Genomic DNA, 20,109 nt, shown 5'->3' with positions numbered 1-20,109 from the left:
GTGTAGAAGTACGGGAAGCGGGGAACCTTCTGGTCTCCCGCTGCGTTTCTGCTACGTGCACAGTGACATCGCGGTGACAGGGTGTGGCGACAGGCGGGGTGCGGCTACGATGACCGGCACAAGGACGGGCGGCGAAAGGGAGTCGTCCCCAGGGGCGGCGCCCGGTGCACATCCGGGGCGAGGAGGGCGGGCCATGGTGCAGAAGGCCAAGATCCTCCTGGTCGATGACCGGCCGGAGAATCTGCTGGCGCTGGAGGCCATCCTCTCCGCGCTCGATCAGACACTGGTGCGGGCATCGTCCGGGGAGGAAGCACTCAAGGCACTGCTCACGGACGACTTCGCGGTCATTCTGCTGGACGTGCAGATGCCGGGTATGGACGGTTTCGAGACGGCCGCGCACATCAAGCGGCGGGAGCGGACCCGGGACATCCCGATCATCTTCCTCACCGCGATCAACCACGGGCCGCACCACACCTTCCGCGGGTACGCGGCCGGGGCGGTCGACTACATCTCCAAGCCGTTCGACCCGTGGGTGCTGCGCGCGAAGGTCTCGGTCTTCGTCGAGCTGTACATGAAGAACTGCCAGCTGCGGGAGCAGGCGGCGCTGCTGCGGCTCCAGTTGGAGGGTGGCGGCGGCAAGGCCGCGATCGGCGAGGCCAAGGAACCGGCCTCTCTGCTCGCCGAGCTGTCGGCGCGGCTCGCGGCGGTCGAGGAGCAGGCCGAGGCGCTGTCCAAGCAGCTCGACGACGAGTCGGCGGACGCGGCGGCGGTGGCCACGGCCGCGCATCTCGAACGCAAACTCACCGGCCTGCGGCGGGCGCTGGACGCCCTGGAGCCGGGCGCCGGAAACACGTCGACGGTGCCCTCGCAGAACTGACGCCCGCGCGCGGCACAGTTGCGGATGAGGACGCGTCAGTTCCGCGTACACCCAAGGGCGACACGAACGGGTGAAGCCGTGGGCACACGTGTCCCTTGTCGTCTCCACCGGTAACCTCACACCTATGGCCTCACGTCCCTCCGCTGCCAAGAAGCAGCCCGCGAAGAAGGCGGGGGCTCCGGCGAAGAAGGCCGCTGCGAAGAAGCTCCCGGCGAAGAAGGCGCCCGCCAGGAAGGCGGCGGCGAGGAAAGCCGCGCCGCCCCCGAAGCCTGCGCCGAACCCGACAGGCGGCATCTACAAGCTCGTACGCGCCGTCTGGCTGGGCCTGGCGCACTCCGTGGGCGCCGTGTTCCGCGGCATAGGGAACGGTGCGAAGAACCTCGACCCGGCGCATCGCAAGGACGGGGTCGCGTTGCTGCTGCTCGGCATCGCCCTGATCGTCGCCGCGGGCACCTGGGCCGATCTGCGCGGACCGGTCGGCGACCTCGTCGAGATCCTGGTGACCGGCGCCTTCGGCCGCCTCGACCTGCTGGTGCCGATACTGCTCGCGGTCATCGCCGTGCGGTTCATCCGGCACCCCGAGAAGCCCGAGGCCAACGGCCGCATCGTGATCGGCCTGTCCGCGCTCGTCATCGGCGTGCTCGGCCAAGTCCACATCGCCTGCGGCGCGCCCGCCCGCAGCGACGGCATGCAGGCCATAAGGGACGCCGGCGGCCTCATCGGCTGGGGCGCGGCGACCCCGCTGACGTACACCATGGGCGAGGTGCTGGCCGTACCGCTGCTCGTGCTGCTGACGGTCTTCGGGCTGCTCGTGGTGACGGCCACGCCGGTCAACGCCATCCCGCAGCGGCTGCGGCTGCTCGGCGTGAAGCTCGGCGTGGTGCACGCGCCGGAGCTCGAAGAGGACGAGTTCGCCGAGGACGAGCAGCGCTACGACGAGCAGTGGCGCGAGGCGCTGCCGGCACGCGCGCGTAAGCGCGGTTCGAGCCCGGAGGCGTACGACCCCGACAACGCGGAGCAGGAGGCACTCTCCAAGCGCCGTGGCCGCCCGAGGCGCTCCGCCGTGCCGCAGCCCGACATGAACCGGCCCATGGACGCCGTGGACGTCGCCGCGGCGGCCGCCGCCGCGCTCGACGGGGCCGTGCTGCACGGGATGCCGCCCTCGCCGATCGTCGCCGACCTCACCCAGGGCGTGCGGGTGGGGGACCGGGAGGAGACGACGCCCACTCCGACTCCGGTGCCGGCCGCGCGGCCCAAGCAGGAGAAGCTGAAGGTCGAGGTCGCCGACCTCACCAAGCCCGCGCCCGAGGCCCCCGGCGACCTGCCGCCCCGCGCCGAACAGCTCCAGCTCTCCGGCGACATCACGTACTCGCTGCCCTCCCTCGACCTCCTCACCCGCGGCGGCCCCGGCAAGGCGCGCTCCGCCGCCAACGACGCGGTCGTCGCCTCGCTCACCAACGTCTTCGCCGAGTTCAAGGTCGACGCGGCCGTCACCGGCTTCACGCGCGGGCCGACGGTCACGCGCTACGAGGTCGAGCTGGGCCCCGCCGTGAAGGTCGAGCGGATCACCGCGCTGACCAAGAACATCGCGTACGCCGTCGCCAGCCCCGACGTCCGGATCATCTCGCCGATCCCCGGCAAGTCCGCGGTCGGCATCGAGATCCCGAACACCGACCGCGAGATGGTCAACCTCGGTGACGTACTCCGTCTGGCGGCCGCCGCCGAGGACGACCACCCCATGCTCGTGGCACTCGGCAAGGACGTCGAGGGCGGCTATGTGATGGCCAACCTGGCGAAGATGCCGCACGTCCTGGTCGCCGGAGCCACCGGTTCCGGTAAATCGTCGTGCATCAACTGCCTGATCACGTCGATCATGGTCCGCGCGACTCCCGAGGACGTGCGGATGGTCCTCGTCGACCCCAAGCGCGTCGAGCTGACCGCGTACGAGGGCATCCCGCACCTGATCACGCCGATCATCACCAACCCGAAGCGGGCCGCCGAGGCGCTCCAGTGGGTCGTACGCGAGATGGACCTGCGCTACGACGACCTGGCGGCGTTCGGGTACCGGCACATCGACGACTTCAACCAGGCCATCCGCGACGGCAAGCTCAAGACGCCCGAGGGCAGCGAGCGGGAGCTCAAGACCTATCCGTATCTGCTGGTGATCGTCGACGAGCTAGCCGACCTGATGATGGTCGCCCCGCGCGACGTCGAGGACTCGATCGTGCGCATCACGCAGCTCGCGCGCGCGGCCGGCATCCACCTGGTGCTCGCCACGCAGCGGCCCTCCGTCGACGTCGTCACCGGTCTGATCAAGGCGAACGTGCCCTCGCGGCTCGCCTTCGCCACCTCCTCGCTCGCCGACAGCCGCGTCATCCTGGACCAGCCCGGCGCCGAGAAGCTGATCGGCAAGGGCGACGGGCTGTACCTGCCGATGGGTCAGAACAAGCCCACGCGTATGCAGGGCGCCTTCGTGACCGAGGAGGAGGTCGCGGTCGTCGTCCAGCACTGCAAGGACCAGATGGCGCCCGTCTTCCGGGACGACGTCACCGTGGGCACCAAGCAGAAGAAGGAGATCGACGAGGAGATCGGCGACGACCTCGACCTGCTGTGCCAGGCGGTCGAGCTGGTGGTCTCCACCCAGTTCGGGTCGACGTCCATGCTCCAGCGCAAGCTGCGCGTCGGCTTCGCCAAGGCCGGGCGGCTCATGGACCTGATGGAGTCCCGGGGGATCGTCGGACCGAGCGAGGGTTCGAAGGCGCGTGACGTTCTTGTGAAGGCTGACGAGCTGGATGGTGTGCTCGCGGTGATCCGCGGGGAGGCGTAAGGGGAGTCCGGTACGGGTTCCCAACCGTGTGCGGTCACCGATGTTCGATCGTGATCCACCCGTAAGGGATCATTGAGCAACCGTTTCCCTTCGGCGTACGTCAAGTTGAGGGAAGCGACAGGCAGTACCCCCGCCATCGGCGTGTCCGGCCATACCGATGGGCTACAAAGTCCCACCGCCCGGTTGCCCCACCCTTTCGTACCCCCCCTAGACTGAACCTCCAGCACAGGTGGCTTAAACGCTCGAAAGGCGCCCCCGTGTCCATCGGCAACTCTCCTGAAGACGAGCGTCCGTTCGAAGACGATCGCGAGGAAGCCCGCCCCTCCATCGGCCGCGCCCTTCAGCAGGCGCGTATCGCGGCCGGGCTCACCGTCGACGATGTCAGCAATGCCACCCGAGTCCGCATCGCCATCGTGCACGCCATCGAGGCGGACGACTTCGCTCCCTGTGGCGGAGACGTCTACGCGCGCGGCCACATCCGGACCCTGGCCAAGGCCGTCCACCTCGATCCCGCACCGCTTCTCGCGCAGTTCAGCGAGGCGCACGGCGGCGGCCGGCCGGCCCCGACGCCGGCCGCCCCGCTCTTCGAGGCGGAGCGCATCCGCCCCGAGCGGCGCGGGCCCAACTGGACCGCGGCGATGGTCGCCGCGATCGTCGCCGTGGTCGGTTTCGTCGGCTTCACCGCCTTCAAGGGCGGCGACGACGGTGCGAAGACCCAGGTGGCCGAGGGCTCCACGCCCACGGCCAGCAAGTCGGCCTCGCCCACACCCAAGAAGACCCCCTCCGGCAGCCCGAAGAGCGACCCCTCCGACAGCGCCATCGCGGCCGCGCCCCAGGACAAGGTGACCGTCCAGGTCAGCGCCGCCGACGGACGCAGCTGGATCTCGGCCAAGGACCACAACGGCCGGCTGCTCTTCGACGGCCTGCTCGAACAGGGCGACTCCAAGACCTTCCAGGACAGCGACAAGATCAACCTCGTCCTCGGCGACGCGGGCGTGATCCAGCTGTTCGTCAACGGCAAGAAGATCGAGGACGACTTCCAGCCGGGCGCGGTGGAGCGCCTGACGTATACGAAGGGCGATCCGCAGGTCGGCTAGAACGCCGATCACCACCTGATGCGCGCTCTCACGGGGCTGGCGATGATCGCCAGCCCCGTCGACGTGGGGTGTCAGTGGGACGAAGTAGTCTTGAGCCCATGCCTGAACGCCGTACCGTCGCACTCGTCACCCTTGGCTGCGCCCGTAACGAGGTGGACTCGGAGGAGCTCGCAGGCCGCTTGGAGGCGGACGGCTGGGACCTCGTGGAGGACGCCTCGGACGCGGACGTGGCCGTCGTCAACACGTGCGGCTTCGTCGACGCCGCCAAGAAGGACTCCGTCGACGCCCTCCTGGAGGCCAACGACCTCAAGGGGCACGGCAGAACCCAGGCCGTGGTGGCGGTGGGCTGCATGGCCGAGCGGTACGGCAAGGATCTCGCCGAGGCCCTCCCCGAAGCCGACGGCGTGCTCGGCTTCGACGACTACGCGGACATCTCCGACCGCCTGCAGACCATCCTGAACGGCGGCATCCACGCCTCCCACACCCCGCGCGACCGACGCAAGCTGCTCCCGATCAGCCCGGCTGAGCGCCAGGAATCGGCCGCCGAGGTCGCGCTGCCCGGACACGGTCCGGCCGCGCCGGTCGCCCCCGCCGACCTCCCGGAGGGCCTCGCCCCGGCGTCCGGCCCCCGCGCGCCCCTGCGCCGCCGCCTCGACGGCGCCCCGGTCGCCTCGGTGAAGCTCGCCTCCGGCTGCGACCGGCGCTGCTCCTTCTGTGCCATCCCGTCCTTCCGTGGCTCCTTCATCTCCCGCCGCCCCAGCGACGTGCTCAACGAGACCCGCTGGCTGGCCGAGCAGGGCGTCAAGGAGGTCATGCTGGTCTCCGAGAACAACACGTCCTACGGCAAGGACCTGGGCGACATCCGCCTCCTGGAGTCGCTCCTGCCCGAGCTCGCGGAGGTCGACGGCATCGAGCGCGTGCGCGTCAGCTACCTCCAGCCGGCCGAGATGCGGCCCGGCCTCATCGACGTACTGACCTCGACGCCCAAGATCGCCCCGTACTTCGACCTCTCCTTCCAGCACTCCGCCCCCGGCGTGCTGCGCGCCATGCGCCGCTTCGGCGACACCGACCGCTTCCTGGAGCTGCTCGGCACGATCCGCTCCAAGGCCCCGCAGGCCGGCGTGCGGTCCAACTTCATCGTGGGCTTCCCGGGCGAGACCGACGCCGACCTGGCCGAGCTGGAGCGGTTCCTGAACGGCGCGCGGCTGGACGCCATCGGCGTCTTCGGCTACTCCGACGAGGAGGGCACGGAGGCGGCCGGCTACGAGAACAAGCTCCACGAGGACGTCGTCGCCGAGCGGTTGGCACGTGTCTCGCGGCTCGCCGAGGAACTCGTCTCGCAGCGCGCCGAGGAGCGCCTGGGCGAGACCGTGCACGTGCTCGTGGAGTCCGTGGACGACGAGGGCGTGTACGGGCGCGGGACGCACCAGGCACCCGAGACGGACGGCCAGGTGCTGCTCACGAGCGGCGCGGGGCTGAGCGTCGGCCGTATCGTCGAGGCCAAGGTGGTCGGTACGGAAGGTGTCGACCTGGTGGCCGAGCCGCTGGCGGGCTCGCTCGCGTGTAGTGAGGAGGCGGACAGATGACCGGAGTGCCGGCATCGGCGGCGAACGGCTCCTCCGGCGCGCAGGGTGCGCCGGCGAGCGCGGCGTCCGGCGCCCTCTCCGATCCCGAGTCCGAGTCCGTCTCCCCATCGGTGCCCGAGTCGCTGCCCGAGGTCGTGGCGTACGCCGTGTCCGAAGACAGCTCCGGCGTACTGTCCGAAGGCGGGGCGGGCGTCGCGTCCGAGGCGGGCGTGAAGCCGGTGCGGGGCGGAAAGCTGGCCGCCGCGGCGGTCAACGAGGCCAGCGTCTGGAACATCGCCAACCTGCTCACCATGCTCCGGCTGCTCCTCGTCCCCGGCTTCGTGGCCCTGATGCTGGCCGACGGCGGGTACGACCCGGCGTGGCGCGCGTTCGCCTGGGCGGCCTTCGCCATCGCCATGATCACCGACCTGTTCGACGGCCACATCGCACGGACGTACGACCTCGTCACCGACTTCGGGAAGATCGCCGACCCCATCGCCGACAAGGCGATCATGGGGGCGGCGCTGATCTGTCTCTCCTCGCTGGGCGATCTGCCCTGGTGGGTGACGATCGTCATCCTCGGCCGGGAACTCGGGATCACCCTGCTGCGTTTCCTGGTCATCCGCTACGGCGTCATTCCCGCGAGCCGGGGCGGCAAGCTCAAGACCCTCACCCAGGGCGTGGCCGTCGGGATGTACGTCCTCGCGCTGACGGGCTGGCTGGCCACCCTGCGGTTCTGGGTGATGGCGGCGGCGGTCGTCCTGACCGTGGTGACCGGGCTCGACTATGTGAGACAGGCCATTGTGCTGCGCCGGCAGGGAATCGCCGAGCGCAAGGCCGCGTTGGAGGAGGCGGAAGCGTGAGTTCTCCGGCCGCCGACGTGGTGCGACTACTGACAGTGAAGGGTCGGACCCTGGCGGTCGCCGAGTCGCTGACCGGTGGGCTGGTTGCGGCGGAGATCACATCGGTCCCCGGGGCCTCCAAGGCCTTCCGCGGCTCGGTGACGGCCTACGCCACCGAGCTGAAGCACGAACTACTGGGTGTCGACGCCACCCTGCTGGCACAGCGCGGTGCTGTGGATCCGCAGGTCGCGGCCCAGATGGCGGCCGGAGTACGCAAGGCGCTCGGCGCCGACTGGGGCATCGCGACCACCGGCGTCGCGGGGCCCGAACCGCAGGACGGCAAGCCGGTCGGGACGGTCTTCGTGGCCGTGGACGGCCCCTTCGCGGTCGAATCCCGTTCCGCCGGTGGCGGAAAAGTAGAGGCTCTGCGGTTGAACGGCGACCGTGAGGAAATTCGTAGAGAGAGTGTACGGAGCGTACTCGCGCTGCTTCTGGCGGAGCTCGCGAGCGAACAGACCGGGAATGAGCGGGCACAGGATACGGAACAGAACGGGGGGTTTTGATGTTTGCAGCCCTGAGTGAACACGACATCGCTCCCCGCACGGCCGCGGCGCAAGGCGGTACGGTGGGGCGTGAAGGATGCGGCTACGCGGTCCGAGGAGGGAGCCACCGATGATTCTGCTCCGTCGCCTGCTGGGTGACGTGCTGCGTCGGCAGCGCCAGCGCCAGGGCCGTACTCTGCGCGAAGTCTCCTCGTCCGCCCGAGTCTCACTCGGCTATCTCTCCGAGGTGGAGCGGGGGCAGAAGGAGGCTTCTTCCGAGCTGCTCTCCGCCATCTGCGACGCGCTGGACGTACGGATGTCCGAACTCATGCGGGAAGTGAGCGACGAGCTCGCTCTCGCCGAACTGGCCCGGTCCGCCGCGGCCACCGAGCCCGTACCCACGCCGGTTCGCCCGAGGCTGGGTTCCGTCTCGGTGACCGGTGTGCCACCGGAACGGGTGACCATCAAGGCGCCCGCCGAAGCGGTGGACGTCGTCGCCGCGTGACGCTCACGCGGGTGTGAAGCTGATCAGGCGCTGACCGGCGCCGAAGATGTGTACGAGCCCCGGCTGGGGCCTCTGCCAGGCAACTGGAGAGGCGTCGCCCGGGGCTTTCGTGCATCGTGGGGTACGGGTCCGAGTGCATCCGTGTGCCGTCGGTGCGCCCTCCATGTGGTTGATGGGGGCGTCCTGGCGTCGGGGTGTCCGGCTGGAGGTGGTGGAGTCCATGGCACGGCCGATAGTGCGCTGGGGGGCGATGTTCGGGCTCGGGGTGCTGTGGTGGTGGGCTGTGCTGCGGCTCGCGCTGGCGCCCGATGCCGGGGTTCTGGAGGGGGCGGTCGCCGCCGGCGGGTGGGGCCTGAGTCTGCTGCCGGTGCACTGTGTGCCGAAGGCGCGGGCCGCGGGGGCGCTCGGGGCGGGCAGGTGGCGGGCGGCCTGGCGGGGCGCTCAGGTCACCACGGCATCGCCACTCCGCCGTTCGGACGCAGGATCTGGCCCGTCGTGAAGGCCGACGCGTCACAGGCCAGATAGAGCACTGTGTGCGCGACGTCCTCCGCCTCGCCGACCCGGCCGAGCGGCGCCATCCGGGCCATCACGGCCTCGGTCTGTGCCTGTTCCTCGGCCTCGTGGCGCTCGGTCATCGGCGTACGGATGAAGCCGGGCGCGACCGCGTTGACGCGGATCCCGTGCCGGCCGACCTCGTTCGCCAGCGTCTTCGTCAGCTGGACCACGGCCGCCTTGGCCGCGCCGTAGCAGAGCAGGCCGGGGCGGCCGGTGTCGACGGCGCCCGAGGCCATGGTGACGATGCTGCCGCCGTGCTTCCCGTCGAGCATCCGCCGGGCCGCCTCCTGGCAGGCGTACAGCACGCCCTTGAAGTTGACGGCCAGCACGCGGTCGAGATCCTCGTCCAGGGTCTCCAGGACCGAGCTGCTGTGCATGATCCCGGCGATCGCGGCCATCACGTCCAGCCGCTCGCAGGACTCGACGGCCTGCCGCAGCTGGGTCCGGTCGGTGACGTCGAGGTGGTGGGTGCGGGCGGTGCCGCCGGCGTCCTTGATCAGGGTCGCCGTCTCGTGCAAGCCGTGTTCGTCGCGGTCGGCGCAGTGGACGGCGGCGCCCGCCTCGGCGAGCAGCACGGCCGAGGCGCGGCCGATACCGCCGGCGGCCCCGGTGACGAATGCGGTGCGTCCGGTGAGGTCGTACGCCTTGAGGGGCATGAAGGGACGGTACGAGGGTTTCTGACGGGTCGTCAATTGGCTGTACGGCGTGGAGTTCCGCGGGACGGGGCGCCGGTCGGCGCCGGGCCCGTCTGGCAGGTGGGGCACCAGTAGGTGGGGCGTTCGCGGGAGCCGTCGCCCTGGTCGGCCACGCGGACCGAGGTCTGGCAGCGCAGACAAGGGCGGGGCGCGCGGCCGTAGACGAACAGGTCCTGGCCGCGGCGGCCCGTCGTGCTGCGGACCGGGCGGTCGCGGTTGGCCTCAAGGAGCTTCTTGGCCAGCGCCGGGAGCTTCGCGGCGCGGCCGGCGGGCAGCGCGCCGATGGGGAGCCAGGGGGTGGCGCCGAGCAGGAAGCAGAGCTCGCTCTTGTAGATGTTGCCGATGCCGGCGAGGTTGCGCTGGTCCAGCAGGGCCTCGCCGAGGGGGCGGGCGGGGTTCGCGAGGAGGTTGGCGAGGACCAGGTCGGGGTCCCAGTCGGGGCCGAGGAGGTCGGGGCCGAGGTGGCCGACGGCGCGCTGTTCGTCGGCGGTGCGCAGGAGTTCCAGGACGGGGAGGCGGTAGCCGACGGCCGTGTTCTCGGTGGTGCCGAGGATTACGCGGATCTGGTGGGCGGGGCCGCCGCTCCAGCGCCTGCCGTTCTCGAAGACCTTCCAGGAACCGTCCATCCGCAGGTGCGTGTGGAGGGTCAGACCGCCTTCGACCCGGGCGAGGAGGTGCTTGCCGCGCGGGGTGACGTCCAGGACCGTGCGGCCCGTGAGGTCGGCCGTGGCGTACTTGGGCACGCGGAAGTCGCTACGGATCAGCACCTTGCCCGCGAGGGCACCGTGCAGCCGCCTCGCGGTCTGCCAGACCGTGTCTCCTTCGGGCATGGGTCAAGGGTGGCACGCGGGTGTCTGGTGGGGGCGGGCAGCCGGGAGGAGGGTTGTGGAGGGGCTCACGCGCGTAGGCGCAGACCGCGTGGGGTGGCGATGAAGCCGGCTCCTTCCAGGAGGGTGCCGATGGGGGAGGTCAGGGCGGAGGCGCCGTTGACACGTTCCACGGTGACCGTGCCCAGGGAGCCCGCGCGGGCGGCTGCGGCGAGGGCTGTCGCTGCCTGTTGGAGGCGTGGATCGTCGGTGGCCGTGCCGTCCGGTTCGGTCGGCCAGGCCAGGAGGGTCTTGCCGCCGCGTTCCATGTAGAGCGTCAGCTCGCCGTCGACCAGGACGACCAGGGAGCCCGCCTTGCGGCCCGGCTTGTGGCCCGCGCCGGTCGGGGGCTCCGGCCAGGGGAGGGCCGCGCCGTACGCGTTCGCCGGGTCGGCGGCGGCCAGGACCACGGCTCGGGAGTCGGGGGTGGGGCGGGGGCGGTGGCCGGGGAAGGCGGAGGCGGTGGGGCCTGGGCCGTGGGAACCGTAGGCGTCCTGGGGCTCGTATGGGGAGCTGGGGCCGCCTCGTGGGCCTCCTGCGCCGGGGGCGGCCAGGTCGCGGGGGGAGACGTACTCGTCGCGTGACCTGGGGCTGGCTGTGGGCGTGGACGTGGGCGGGAAGTCGAAGTTGTCGTCGAAGCCGTCTTTGTTGCCGTCGCCGAAGGCGTTGTCGAGGTCGGAGAAGTCGAAGTCGGCGTTCTTCGCGTCGAAGGTCCGGGGGAAGTCGTCCGACTGCGGTGACCGCTGCCACTCCGGGGAGGGGAAGTCGTCGGCGACGGGGCGGGGTGGCACGGGCTCGCCTCGGTCGCGGGCGTTCGACACCGCGCGGAGGCGGTCCACCGCGCCGTCCATCGCGAACTGGGCCGCGCCCAGCCCCTCCACCACATAGCCGCGCCGGGCCTGACCGCTCTCCTCGAAGACGGACAGGATGCGGTACGTCGCCGAGAAGCCGCCCTCGACGCCCTCCGCGGCGACGGCGCCCCGGGTGACCACGCCGTGCCGGTCGAGGAGGGTGCGGGCCAGGGCGTGTGCGCGGACGGTCGGGTCGGCTTCGTGCGCGGGGAGCAGGGACCAGCGGCCGGCGACGGTGGGCGGGCCGCTGCGGGAGGCCGGGCGGGCGGCGGCGGTCAGCGAGCCGTAACGGCCGCGCGGGACCGTGCGCTTGGCGCGGTGCGCCGTGGAGCCCGCGGTGCGGCCCGAGCCCAGCAGGGAGCGCATGGGCGCCAGCGTGTCGTTCGTGAGCCGTCCGGACCAGGCCAGGTCCCAGACGGCGTCCGCCAGTTGGGGATCGGTGACGTCCGGGTGGGTCGTCGCGCGGACCTGGTCGGTGATCTGGCGGAAGAACAGGCCGTAGCCCCCGGAGAGGATGTCCAGGACGGACTGGTGCAGCGCCGTCAGCTCCAGGGGGTGGGGCGGCGGGAGGAGCAGCGGGGCCGCGTCCGCCACGTACAGGGAGACCCAGCCGTCCTTGCCGGGGAGGGCGCCGGCGCCGGCCCAGACGACCTCGCCCGCGGCGGTCAGCTCGTCCAGCATCGCGGGCGCGTAGTTCGCGACGCGGGACGGGAGGACCAGCTTCTCCAGGGCCGAGGCCGGCACGGAGGCGCCCTGCAACTGCTCGATCGCGCGCACCAGTCCGTCGATGCCGCGCAGCCCGTGCCCCTTGCCGATGTGCTGCCACTGCGGAAGGAACTGGGCGAGCGCGGCCGGTGCCACCGGCTCCAGCTCGTGCCGCAGCGCGGCCAGCGAGCGGCGGCGCAGTCGGCGCAGCACGGTCGCGTCGCACCACTCCTGGCCGATGCCGGCCGGATGGAACTCGCCCTGGACGACCCGGCCGGACGCCGCGAGCCGCTGGAGGGCGCCGTCGGTGACCGCCACGCCCAGGCCGAAGCGGGCCGCCGCGGTGGCCGACGTGAACGGGCCGTGGGTGCGCGCGTGCCGGGCGAGGAGGTCGCCGAGGGGGTCCTTGACCGGTTCCATGAAGGCTTCCGGTACGCCGACCGGCAGCGCCGTGCCGAGGGCGTCGCGCAGGCGGCCCGCGTCCTCGATCGCCGCCCAGTGGTCGGTGCCGGCGATCCGGACCCGGATGACTCGGCGGGCGCCGGTCAGGTCCTGGGCCCACTGCGGCTCGGCGCCCCGCTCGGCCAGTTCGGCGTCGGTCAGCGGCCCGAGCATCCGGAGCAGGTCCGCGACGCCCTCGGCGTCCTTGATGCGCCTGTCCTCGGTGAGCCACTGGAGTTCGCGCTCCAGCTCGGTCAGTACCTCGGCGTCCAGCAGCTCGCGCAGCTCCGCCTGGCCCAGCAGCTCGGCCAGCAGCCGGGAGTCCAGGGACAGGGCGGCGGCGCGGCGCTCGGCGAGCGGCGAGTCCCCCTCGTACAGGAACTGGGCGACGTATCCGAAGAGGAGGGAACGCGCGAAGGGGGACGGCTCGGGGGTGGTGACCTCGACCAGGCGCACCTTGCGGGACTCCAGGTCGCCCATCAGCTCGACCAGACCGGGGACGTCGAAGACGTCCTGGAGGCACTCGCGGACCGCTTCCAGGACGATCGGGAACGAGCCGAACTCGCTCGCCACCTGGAGCAGTTGGGAGGCGCGCTGGCGCTGCTGCCACAGCGGGGTGCGCTTGCCGGGGCTGCGGCGCGGGAGCAGCAACGCGCGCGCGGCGCACTCGCGGAAGCGGGCCGCGAACAGGGCCGAGCCGCCGACCTGGTCGGTGACGATCTGGTCGACCTCGCCTTTGTCGAAGACGACGTCCGCCGCGCCGACGGGGGCCTGTTCGGCGTCGTATTCCGTGCCCGCCTTCATGGGCTCTTGGTCGAGGAGGTCCAGGCTCATCAGGTCGGCGTCCGGCAGGCGCAGGACGATGCCGTCGTCGGCGTGCATGACCTGGGCGTCCATGCCGTAGCGCTCGGAGAGCTTGGCGCCCAGGGCGAGGGCCCAGGGGGCGTGGACCTGGGCGCCGAAGGGGGAGTGCACGACGACGCGCCAGTCGCCCAGCTCGTCGCGGAAGCGCTCGACGACGATCGTGCGGTCGTCCGGGATGTGGCCGCAGGCCTCGCGCTGCTCGTCGAGGTACGACAGGACGTTGTCCGACGCCCAGGTGTCCAGGCCCGCGGCGAGGAGGCGGAGGCGGGCGTCCTCCTTGGGCAGGGAGCCGACCTCGCGCAGGAACTGGCCCACCGCGCGGCCCAGTTCGAGGGGGCGGCCGAGTTGGTCGCCCTTCCAGAAGGGGAGGCGGCCGGGTACGCCGGGTGCGGGGGAGACAAGGACGCGGTCGCGGGTGATGTCCTCGATGCGCCAGGAACTGGTGCCGAGGGTGAAGACGTCGCCCACGCGCGACTCGTAGACCATCTCCTCGTCCAGCTCGCCCACACGGCCGCCGCCCTTCTTGGGGTCCGAGCCGGCCAGGAAGACGCCGAACAGGCCGCGGTCCGGGATCGTGCCCCCGGAGGTCACCGCGAGGCGCTGGGCGCCGGGGCGGCCGGTGACCGTGCCGGCGACGCGATCCCACACCACGCGCGGGCGCAGCTCGGCGAACGCGTCGGACGGGTAGCGGCCCGCGAGCATGTCCAGGACGGCCGTGAAGGCGGACTCGGGGAGCGAGGCGAAGGGGGCGGCGCGGCGGACCGTGGCGAGCAGGTCGTCGACCTGCCAGGTGTCCAGGGCGGTCATCGCCACGAGCTGCTGGGCCAGGACGTCGAGGGGGTTGGCGGGGACCCTGAGGGACTCGATGGAGCCGGTGCGCATGCGTTCGGTGACGACGGCGGCTTGGACCAGGTCGCCGCGGTACTTCGGGAAGACCACGCCTGTCGAGACCGCGCCCACCTGGTGGCCCGCTCGGCCCACGCGCTGGAGGCCGGAGGCGACCGAGGGCGGGGACTCGACCTGGATCACGAGGTCTACCGCGCCCATGTCGATGCCTAGTTCGAGGCTGGAGGTGGCGACGACTGCCGGGAGGCGGCCTGCCTTGAGGTCCTCCTCTACCAAGGCGCGTTGCTCTTTGGAGACCGAGCCGTGGTGGGCGCGTGCGATGACCGGTGGGGCACCTTGGGCTGCGCCCGAGCCGCCCATCAGTTCGGCGGGGGAGTGGTGCTCGTCCAGGGGCTCGCCTGTGGCGCGCTCGTACGCGATCTCGTTGAGGCGGTTGCACAGGCGTTCCGCCAGGCGGCGGGAGTTCGCGAAGACGATCGTTGAGCGGTGGGCCTGGACCAGGTCGGTGATGCGTTCCTCTACGTGGGGCCAGATCGAGGGGCGTTCCGCTGCCGCGGAATTGTCGGAGGCGTCGGTTACCGGGGAGCCGGCCAGTTCGCCCAGGTCCTCTACCGGGACGACCACCGAGAGGTCGAACTCCTTGCCCGACTTCGGTTGGACGATCTCCACCTTGCGGCGGGGGGAGAGGTAGCGGGCCACCTCGTCCACCGGGCGGACCGTTGCCGAGAGGCCGATGCGGCGGGCCGGCTTCGGGAGGATCTCGTCCAGGCGCTCCAGGGTGAGGGCGAGGTGGGCGCCTCGCTTGGTGCCGGCCACTGCGTGGACTTCGTCCAGGATGACCGTCTCGATGCCCGTCAGCGCGTCGCGTGTGGCCGACGTCAGCATCAGGAACAGGGATTCCGGGGTGGTGATCAGGATGTCCGGGGGGCGGGTGGCCAGGGAGCGGCGCTCGGCGGGTGGGGTGTCGCCTGAGCGGATGCCGACCTTGACCTCCGGTTCGGGTAGGCCCAGGCGTACGGATTCCTGGCGGATGCCGGTCAGGGGGCTGCGGAGGTTGCGCTCTACGTCTACCGCCAGGGCCTTGAGCGGGGAGACGTACAGGACGCGGCAGCGTTTTCTGGGGTCGGCGGGTGGGGGTGTGGAGGTCAGTTGGTCCAGGGCGGCCAGGAAGGCGGCGAGGGTCTTGCCGGAGCCGGTGGGGGCTACTACCAGCACGTCCGAGCCTTCTTGGATGGCCTGCCACGCGCCTGACTGGGCCGCGGTGGGGGCGTTGAAGGCGCCCGTGAACCAGCCGCGGGTTGCGGGGGAGAAGCCGTCCAGGGCTCGGTGCGCGGAGCTGACCATGTGTCCATCCTGCACCCGGGGACTGACAATGGCTCTGACCAGGGGAAATGCGTCCGCGCTGTGCTGTGCTGGGGTGGAGGGTGGGTGGTGGTGCTCGGCTCGGGGCTTGGTGGTGGGGCGGAGAATGGGGGTATGGCGGGATCGGGTGAGGTGGCGCGGCATTGGCGGTACGGGGAGCTGCCCGGGGTTGATTTGCTGCGGGCTCGGTATGTGCGGAAGACGTTTGTGCGCCATACGCATGAGCACTTTGTGATCGCTGCCATCGCTGATGGGGTGGAGGTTTTTCATCACGGTGGGGGTGATGTGTCGGCGGGGGCCGGGGCGCTGGCGTTGGTCAATCCTGATACCGCGCATACCGGGCGGGCGGGGGTGCCTGAGGGGTGGCGGTACGGGGCTGTCTATCCGTCGCCGGAGGTGGTGGGCGCGATTGCTGCTGAGACCACTTCGCTGCGTGGTACGCCCGGGTTTGTTCGGCCTGTGCTCGATGATCCGTATGCCGTGGGGCTGGTGCATCAGGTGCTGCGGGCCGCTGATGAGGGCAATGCGCTTGCCGCCGATACGTTGTTGCGGGTTGCTGTGACGCGGTTGTTGCGGTTGAACGGTGGGGTGCTGCCGCAGCGGGAGGTGCGGTCGGCGGGGGATCGGGTTGCTGCACGTGCGCGTGCCGTGTTGGAGGAGCGGATGGCCGAGCCGCCGTCCTTGGAGGGGCTCGCGGGGGAGCTGGGGGTCGGGCCGTTCGCCTTGTTGCGGGCGTTTCGGGATGCGTATGGGATGCCGCCTCATGCCTGGCTGACGGATGCCAGGGTGCGTCGGGCGCGGCGGCTGTTGGATGCGGGGACGGTGCCCTCGGAGGCAGCTGTCGCGGTGGGGTTCACGGATCAGCCGCACTTGAATCGGCATTTCGCGCGGATCGTCGGGGTGCCGCCCGGTGCCTATCAGCGTGAGCGCAAGAACGTACAAGACGTGCGGGGGCCGCTGCTTCTACGGTCTGGGGTGTGGCAGAAAAGACAACTTCCGAAGACACACGTGCCGGAGTGGGCGGGAAATCCGACGCCGCCGTTGTCCGGGACGCCCTCGGCGTCGGCGTCGCCGTCGGGCTCTCCGGGTTCGCCTTTGGGGTGACCTCGGCAGGTAGCGGGCTCAGCGTGTTGCAGAGCTGTGCGCTGAGTCTGTTGGTCTTCACCGGTGCGTCGCAGTTTGCCTTGGTGGGGGCGCTCGCGGCCGGAGGGAATCCGCTTACGGCTGCTGCTGGTGCCTTCTTTTTGGGGGTGCGCAACGCCTTCTACGGGTTGCGTCTTTCGCAGTTGTTGGCTCTGCCGCGTGTGGTGCGGCCGTTTGCCGCTCAGTGGGTCATCGACGAGACGGCCGCCGTCGCGCTGGCGCAACCCACGCGGCGTGCTGTGCGGATCGGGTTCGGTGTCACCGGGCTCACCCTGTATGTGCTGTGGAATCTGACCACCTTGGTGGGCGCGCTGGGTGCCGAGGCCATTGGGGACACCGACGCGTGGGGGCTTGACGCTGCTGGGCCCGCCGTCTTTCTGGCGTTGCTCGCGCCGATGCTCACGTCCGCCATGGAGCGTGCCGTGGCCGGGATTGCTGTGCTGTTGGGGCTCGGGCTGCTGCCTGTGCTGCCGGCCGGGGTGCCCGTCCTGGTGGCCGCGCTCGCCGCGCCGGTTGCTCTGTTTGTGGAGGGACGCCGCCGTGGTCGTGCGCACCGGGGTGACGTGAACGACGTATCAGGGGAGGACCGTTGAACACCTGGATCGCGATCGGCGCGACCGCTCTTGGTTGCTACGTTGTCAAAGTCGCCGGGCTGCTCGTGCCCGCGGGTGTCCTGGAGCGGCCGCTCGTCAGGCGGCTGGCGGCGTTGTTGCCGGTGGCTCTGCTCGCCGCGCTCACGGCCCAGCAGACCTTCGCCGACGGGCACGCCCTGGTGCTCGACGCGCGGGCCGCGGGGTTGGCCGCGGCTGCCGTGGCGTTGGTCCTGCGTGCTCCGTTTCTGCTCGTCGTGGCGGCGGCCGTCGTGGTGACGGCCGGTGTGCGGGCGGTGGGTGGGTGAGAGGCCCCGGGTCAGCCGATGGGGCGGCCGTGTGCCCTCAGGGTGCGTAGTGCCTCGATCGTCACCATGGGGCGGGCCTCGAAGGCGACCACCGGTGTCCACTGGCGCCAGCGGACGGGCCAGCCGCCGTCCTCCTGCTGGGTGGCGGCAAGGTAGTCCAGGGAGCGGGTCATCTCATCGTCCGTGAACCACGCGCGCGCCAGAGAGCTCGGCGTCTTCGCGTAGTCGTGCGGGAAGTGGTGCTCCCCGGGGGCGTAGCCGGGCGCGACCGGATACGCGTCGAGGTGGTCCGGGTCCAGCGCCGCGAGCCGGTGTTCGCGCACCAGGCGGCCGAGCCGGTCGGCGGCGGCCTCCGCGCGCGGGCGGTCGGGAGCGGAGTCCAGGAAGGCCACGGCGGCCTCGATCTCGTAGGGATGGGACTCCTCCAAGGACTCGACCGCCTGCCAGCAGAAGTCCGTGGCCCGGAACAGCCAGGCGTGCCACACCTCGTTGCGGTGCAGCAGGCCCACCACCGGTCCCGTGGCGAGGAGTTCGCTCGGCGGGTCGTCCACGATCGGCACGAAGGGGGCCGCGGGATAGCCGCGCTGGCTGGGATGGACCGCAGGCAGCGCCCCGTCCGCCGTGGAGACGGAGGTCAGATAGCGGCACACGCGCTCCACCCGCTGGCCGCCGCAGCGCCCGACGCAGTCCAGGACGCGCAGCGCGTGAGCGGTGTGCAGCGGCTGGCTGACCGGACCGCGCAGATCGGGCTCCAGCGCGTGACCGTAGCCGCCGTCCTCGTTGCGGTAGGCGTCCAGCGCGGTCTCCACCGGATCCGCGCCGCCGTTGAGGAAGTCGTGCGCGAAGAGGCGCTGTTCCAGCACGCGCGCGGTGAGCCACACGAAGTGCTCGGCGCGGAAGAGCGGGGAGCGCGCCGGGGGCGTGGCAGGGAGTGGGGAAGCTCCTGTTTCGGACATGTGTCAGACCGTAGGACGGAAAGCGGTCTCGGCAAGGGGTCCCGGCGCAGGCCCACCCTCAGGGGCGGGATACTGGAGTCATGCGGTTGACGGTCTTCTGGCAGCGGATGGCGGATCACTTCGGTCCGGGATACGCCGACACCTTCGCGCGCGACCACGTGATGACGGAGCTCGGCGAGCGCACGGTGAACGAGGCGCTGGACTCGGGCTGGGCGGCCAAGGACGTGTGGCGTGTGGTCTGCACGGTCATGGACGTTCCGGGAGAAAAGCGCTGACCTGTTACGAAGATCGCAGGACGGCAGCCGATTGTCAGTCCCGTGGGCGAGACTGGCACCGTGGCACCCACTGACGAGACCGGGCAGGTCGCCCAGCACCCATCACCGTTCGGCACGACGCCGCCCGAGCGGCCCCCTGCCGACGGGCCAGGCACCCGCATGCCGCGCTGGCTGCCGCGCGCCGTGGTGCTCGTGCTCACCCTCTACGCCACCTTCCAGCTGGGTACTTGGGCCTTCCATCAGCTCACCGGCCTGCTGATCAACATCCTCATCGCGTTCTTCCTGGCCCTCGCCATCGAGCCCGCGGTGAGCTGGATGGCCTCGCGCGGCATGCGCCGCGGGCTGGCCACCGGTCTCGTCTTCCTCGGCGTGATGATCGTGGCGGCCGGTTTCGTCACCCTGCTCGGATCGATGCTCGCGGGCCAGATCATCAAGATCGTCGAGGACTTCCCGGACTACCTCGACTCCGTCATCAACTGGGTCAACACCCACTTCAACACCGACCTGAAGCGGGTCGACGTCCAGGAGGGCCTGCTCCGCTCCGACTGGCTGCGCAACTACGTGCAGAACAGCGCCACCGGCGTGCTCGACGTCTCCGCCCAGGTCCTCGGCGGCCTCTTCCAGTTGCTGACGATCACGCTGTTCTCGTTCTACTTCGCCGCGGACGGGCCGCGACTGCGCCGCGCGATCTGCTCCGTGCTGCCGCCCGCCCGCCAGGCCGAGGTGCTGCGCGCCTGGGAGATCGCCGTCGACAAGACCGGCGGCTACATCTACTCGCGCGGTCTGATGGCACTCATCTCCGGCATCGCGCACTACATCCTGCTGGAGGCCCTGGGCGTGCCCTACGCGCCCGTGCTCGCCGTCTGGGTGGGCCTGGTGTCGCAGTTCATCCCCACCATCGGCACGTATCTGGCGGGCGCCCTGCCGATGCTGATCGCCTTCACCGTCGATCCCTGGTACGCGCTGTGGGTGCTCGTCTTCGTCGTGATCTACCAGCAGTTCGAGAACTACGTGCTGCAGCCGAAGCTGACGTCCAAGACGGTCGACATCCACCCCGCCGTCGCCTTCGGCTCGGTCATCGCCGGCACCGCGCTCCTCGGCGCGGTCGGCGCGCTGATCGCCATCCCGGCGGTCGCCACGCTGCAGGCCTTCCTCGGGGCATACGTGAAGCGGTACGCCGTCACGGACGACCCCCGTGTCCAGGGACACCGGCGAGGCGGCTCGCGCGGGCCGGGGCCCGGCCTGTTCACGCGCGCGCGACGGCTGTGGGAACGGCGGCCGGGGGAGCAGGAACCGAGCGGGGAGAGCTCCTCCAGAGAAGGCGAGGGCAGGGGATCCTCATGAGGGGCTTGCGGGTTCTGAGGTCCTGAGGGGCGAGCCGATCGGTGGGTGGCGAC

17 protein-coding genes are annotated in these 20,109 nt (G+C 71.1%); 13 read left to right on the top strand and 4 right to left on the bottom strand.

Features of this window, described 5'->3' with window-relative positions; genetic code table 11:
• Positions 1–193: 193 nt before the first annotated feature.
• The 8 genes from M2283_RS47540 to M2283_RS47505 all read left to right on the top strand — a co-directional run bounded on the left by M2283_RS47540 (position 194) and on the right by M2283_RS47505 (position 8,754).
• The gene (locus M2283_RS47540) at positions 194–877 is read left to right on the top strand and encodes a response regulator (RefSeq protein ID WP_280882848.1); all 684 of its coding nucleotides are present in this window, start codon (positions 194–196) and stop codon (positions 875–877) included.
• A gap of 124 nt (positions 878–1,001) precedes the next feature.
• On the top strand, positions 1,002–3,704 hold the full coding sequence (locus M2283_RS47535) for a DNA translocase FtsK (RefSeq protein WP_280882847.1): 2,703 nt from the start codon (positions 1,002–1,004) through the stop codon (positions 3,702–3,704).
• A 257-nt stretch (positions 3,705–3,961) separates the two neighbouring features.
• Positions 3,962–4,801 (top strand): helix-turn-helix domain-containing protein, encoded by an 840-nt coding sequence (locus tag M2283_RS47530; RefSeq protein WP_280882846.1) that lies wholly within the window; start codon positions 3,962–3,964, stop codon positions 4,799–4,801.
• A gap of 98 nt (positions 4,802–4,899) precedes the next feature.
• Positions 4,900–6,387, top strand: a complete 1,488-nt coding sequence (gene rimO / locus M2283_RS47525) for a 30S ribosomal protein S12 methylthiotransferase RimO (protein ID WP_280882845.1) — start codon at positions 4,900–4,902, stop codon at positions 6,385–6,387.
• Complete coding sequence (pgsA, locus tag M2283_RS47520) at positions 6,384–7,229, top strand: CDP-diacylglycerol--glycerol-3-phosphate 3-phosphatidyltransferase (protein ID WP_280882844.1); 846 nt, start codon at positions 6,384–6,386, stop codon at positions 7,227–7,229. The genes rimO and pgsA overlap by 4 nt, the downstream gene beginning before the upstream one ends.
• Complete coding sequence (locus M2283_RS47515) at positions 7,226–7,771, top strand: CinA family protein (RefSeq protein WP_280882843.1); 546 nt, start codon at positions 7,226–7,228, stop codon at positions 7,769–7,771. Before pgsA ends, M2283_RS47515 begins: the two co-directional genes overlap by 4 nt.
• Before the next feature lie 109 nt (positions 7,772–7,880).
• The gene (locus tag M2283_RS47510) at positions 7,881–8,255 is read left to right on the top strand and encodes a helix-turn-helix domain-containing protein (RefSeq protein ID WP_280882842.1); all 375 of its coding nucleotides are present in this window, start codon (positions 7,881–7,883) and stop codon (positions 8,253–8,255) included.
• A gap of 220 nt (positions 8,256–8,475) precedes the next feature.
• Entirely contained in the window at positions 8,476–8,754 is a 279-nt protein-coding gene (locus M2283_RS47505) for a hypothetical protein (protein ID WP_280882841.1), read from the top strand.
• Here M2283_RS47505 and M2283_RS47500 read toward each other — a convergent pair.
• The 3 genes from M2283_RS47500 to M2283_RS47490 form a co-directional block, all read right to left on the bottom strand.
• On the bottom strand, positions 8,702–9,466 hold the full coding sequence (locus M2283_RS47500; protein WP_280882840.1) for an SDR family NAD(P)-dependent oxidoreductase: 765 nt from the start codon (positions 9,464–9,466) through the stop codon (positions 8,702–8,704). The two genes, M2283_RS47505 and M2283_RS47500, sit on opposite strands and share 53 nt — an antisense overlap.
• Positions 9,467–9,498: 32 nt before the next feature.
• Positions 9,499–10,335: an Fpg/Nei family DNA glycosylase gene (locus tag M2283_RS47495; RefSeq protein ID WP_280882839.1), complete on the bottom strand. Its 837-nt coding sequence runs from the start codon at positions 10,333–10,335 to the stop codon at positions 9,499–9,501.
• A gap of 65 nt (positions 10,336–10,400) precedes the next feature.
• Positions 10,401–15,422: an ATP-dependent helicase gene (locus M2283_RS47490; protein ID WP_280882838.1), complete on the bottom strand. Its 5,022-nt coding sequence runs from the start codon at positions 15,420–15,422 to the stop codon at positions 10,401–10,403.
• A 132-nt stretch (positions 15,423–15,554) separates the two neighbouring features.
• On the opposite strand from M2283_RS47490, the gene M2283_RS47485 reads away from it, so the two are divergent.
• From M2283_RS47485 to M2283_RS47475, 3 genes are read left to right on the top strand one after another with little or no spacing between them, the layout of a single operon-like run.
• Positions 15,555–16,544, top strand: coding sequence for an AraC family transcriptional regulator (locus M2283_RS47485; RefSeq protein WP_280882855.1), 990 nt, complete (start codon positions 15,555–15,557; stop codon positions 16,542–16,544).
• Entirely contained in the window at positions 16,457–17,176 is a 720-nt protein-coding gene (locus tag M2283_RS47480) for an AzlC family ABC transporter permease (protein ID WP_280882837.1), read from the top strand. Before M2283_RS47485 ends, M2283_RS47480 begins: the two co-directional genes overlap by 88 nt.
• A complete protein-coding gene (locus M2283_RS47475) occupies positions 17,173–17,481 on the top strand; it encodes an AzlD domain-containing protein (RefSeq protein WP_280882836.1) in 309 nt (102 codons plus the stop codon). Before M2283_RS47480 ends, M2283_RS47475 begins: the two co-directional genes overlap by 4 nt.
• Positions 17,482–17,492: 11 nt before the next feature.
• Here the strand turns inward: M2283_RS47475 and M2283_RS47470 are convergent, their stop codons facing one another.
• Complete coding sequence (locus M2283_RS47470; RefSeq protein ID WP_280882835.1) at positions 17,493–18,437, bottom strand: hypothetical protein; 945 nt, start codon at positions 18,435–18,437, stop codon at positions 17,493–17,495.
• Between the two features lie 80 nt (positions 18,438–18,517).
• Between M2283_RS47470 and M2283_RS47465 the strand changes: the two genes are divergently transcribed.
• Together M2283_RS47465 and M2283_RS47460 are read left to right on the top strand one after the other, a co-directional pair.
• Positions 18,518–18,712 carry a DUF3046 domain-containing protein gene (locus M2283_RS47465; protein WP_280882834.1) on the top strand — a complete coding sequence of 65 codons (195 nt, stop codon included), beginning with the start codon at positions 18,518–18,520 and terminating at the stop codon, positions 18,710–18,712.
• Positions 18,713–18,772: 60 nt separating this feature from the next.
• Positions 18,773–20,056, top strand: coding sequence for an AI-2E family transporter (locus tag M2283_RS47460; RefSeq protein ID WP_280882833.1), 1,284 nt, complete (start codon positions 18,773–18,775; stop codon positions 20,054–20,056).
• Positions 20,057–20,109: the final 53 nt, after the last annotated feature.

The sequence above is a fragment of the Streptomyces pseudovenezuelae genome, from assembly GCF_029892565.1.
GTDB lineage: Bacteria > Actinomycetota > Actinomycetes > Streptomycetales > Streptomycetaceae > Streptomyces > Streptomyces pseudovenezuelae_A.
The sequence above is the reverse complement of the archived record's forward strand: the minus strand, read 5'-3'. Positions and strand labels throughout refer to the sequence as shown.

Coding starts and splice junctions, on each gene's coding strand:
- M2283_RS47490 (WP_280882838.1), bottom strand. CDS start 15,422: ATGGTCAGCTCCGCGCACCGAGCCCTGGACGGCTTCTCCCCCGCAACC.
- M2283_RS47495 (WP_280882839.1), bottom strand. CDS start 10,335: ATGCCCGAAGGAGACACGGTCTGGCAGACCGCGAGGCGGCTGCACGGT.
- M2283_RS47485 (WP_280882855.1), top strand. CDS start 15,555: ATGGCGGGATCGGGTGAGGTGGCGCGGCATTGGCGGTACGGGGAGCTG.
- M2283_RS47540 (WP_280882848.1), top strand. CDS start 194: ATGGTGCAGAAGGCCAAGATCCTCCTGGTCGATGACCGGCCGGAGAAT.
- M2283_RS47535 (WP_280882847.1), top strand. CDS start 1,002: ATGGCCTCACGTCCCTCCGCTGCCAAGAAGCAGCCCGCGAAGAAGGCG.
- pgsA (WP_280882844.1), top strand. CDS start 6,384: ATGACCGGAGTGCCGGCATCGGCGGCGAACGGCTCCTCCGGCGCGCAG.
- M2283_RS47470 (WP_280882835.1), bottom strand. CDS start 18,437: ATGTCCGAAACAGGAGCTTCCCCACTCCCTGCCACGCCCCCGGCGCGC.
- M2283_RS47465 (WP_280882834.1), top strand. CDS start 18,518: ATGCGGTTGACGGTCTTCTGGCAGCGGATGGCGGATCACTTCGGTCCG.
- M2283_RS47500 (WP_280882840.1), bottom strand. CDS start 9,466: ATGCCCCTCAAGGCGTACGACCTCACCGGACGCACCGCATTCGTCACC.
- M2283_RS47510 (WP_280882842.1), top strand. CDS start 7,881: ATGATTCTGCTCCGTCGCCTGCTGGGTGACGTGCTGCGTCGGCAGCGC.
- rimO (WP_280882845.1), top strand. CDS start 4,900: ATGCCTGAACGCCGTACCGTCGCACTCGTCACCCTTGGCTGCGCCCGT.
- M2283_RS47505 (WP_280882841.1), top strand. CDS start 8,476: ATGGCACGGCCGATAGTGCGCTGGGGGGCGATGTTCGGGCTCGGGGTG.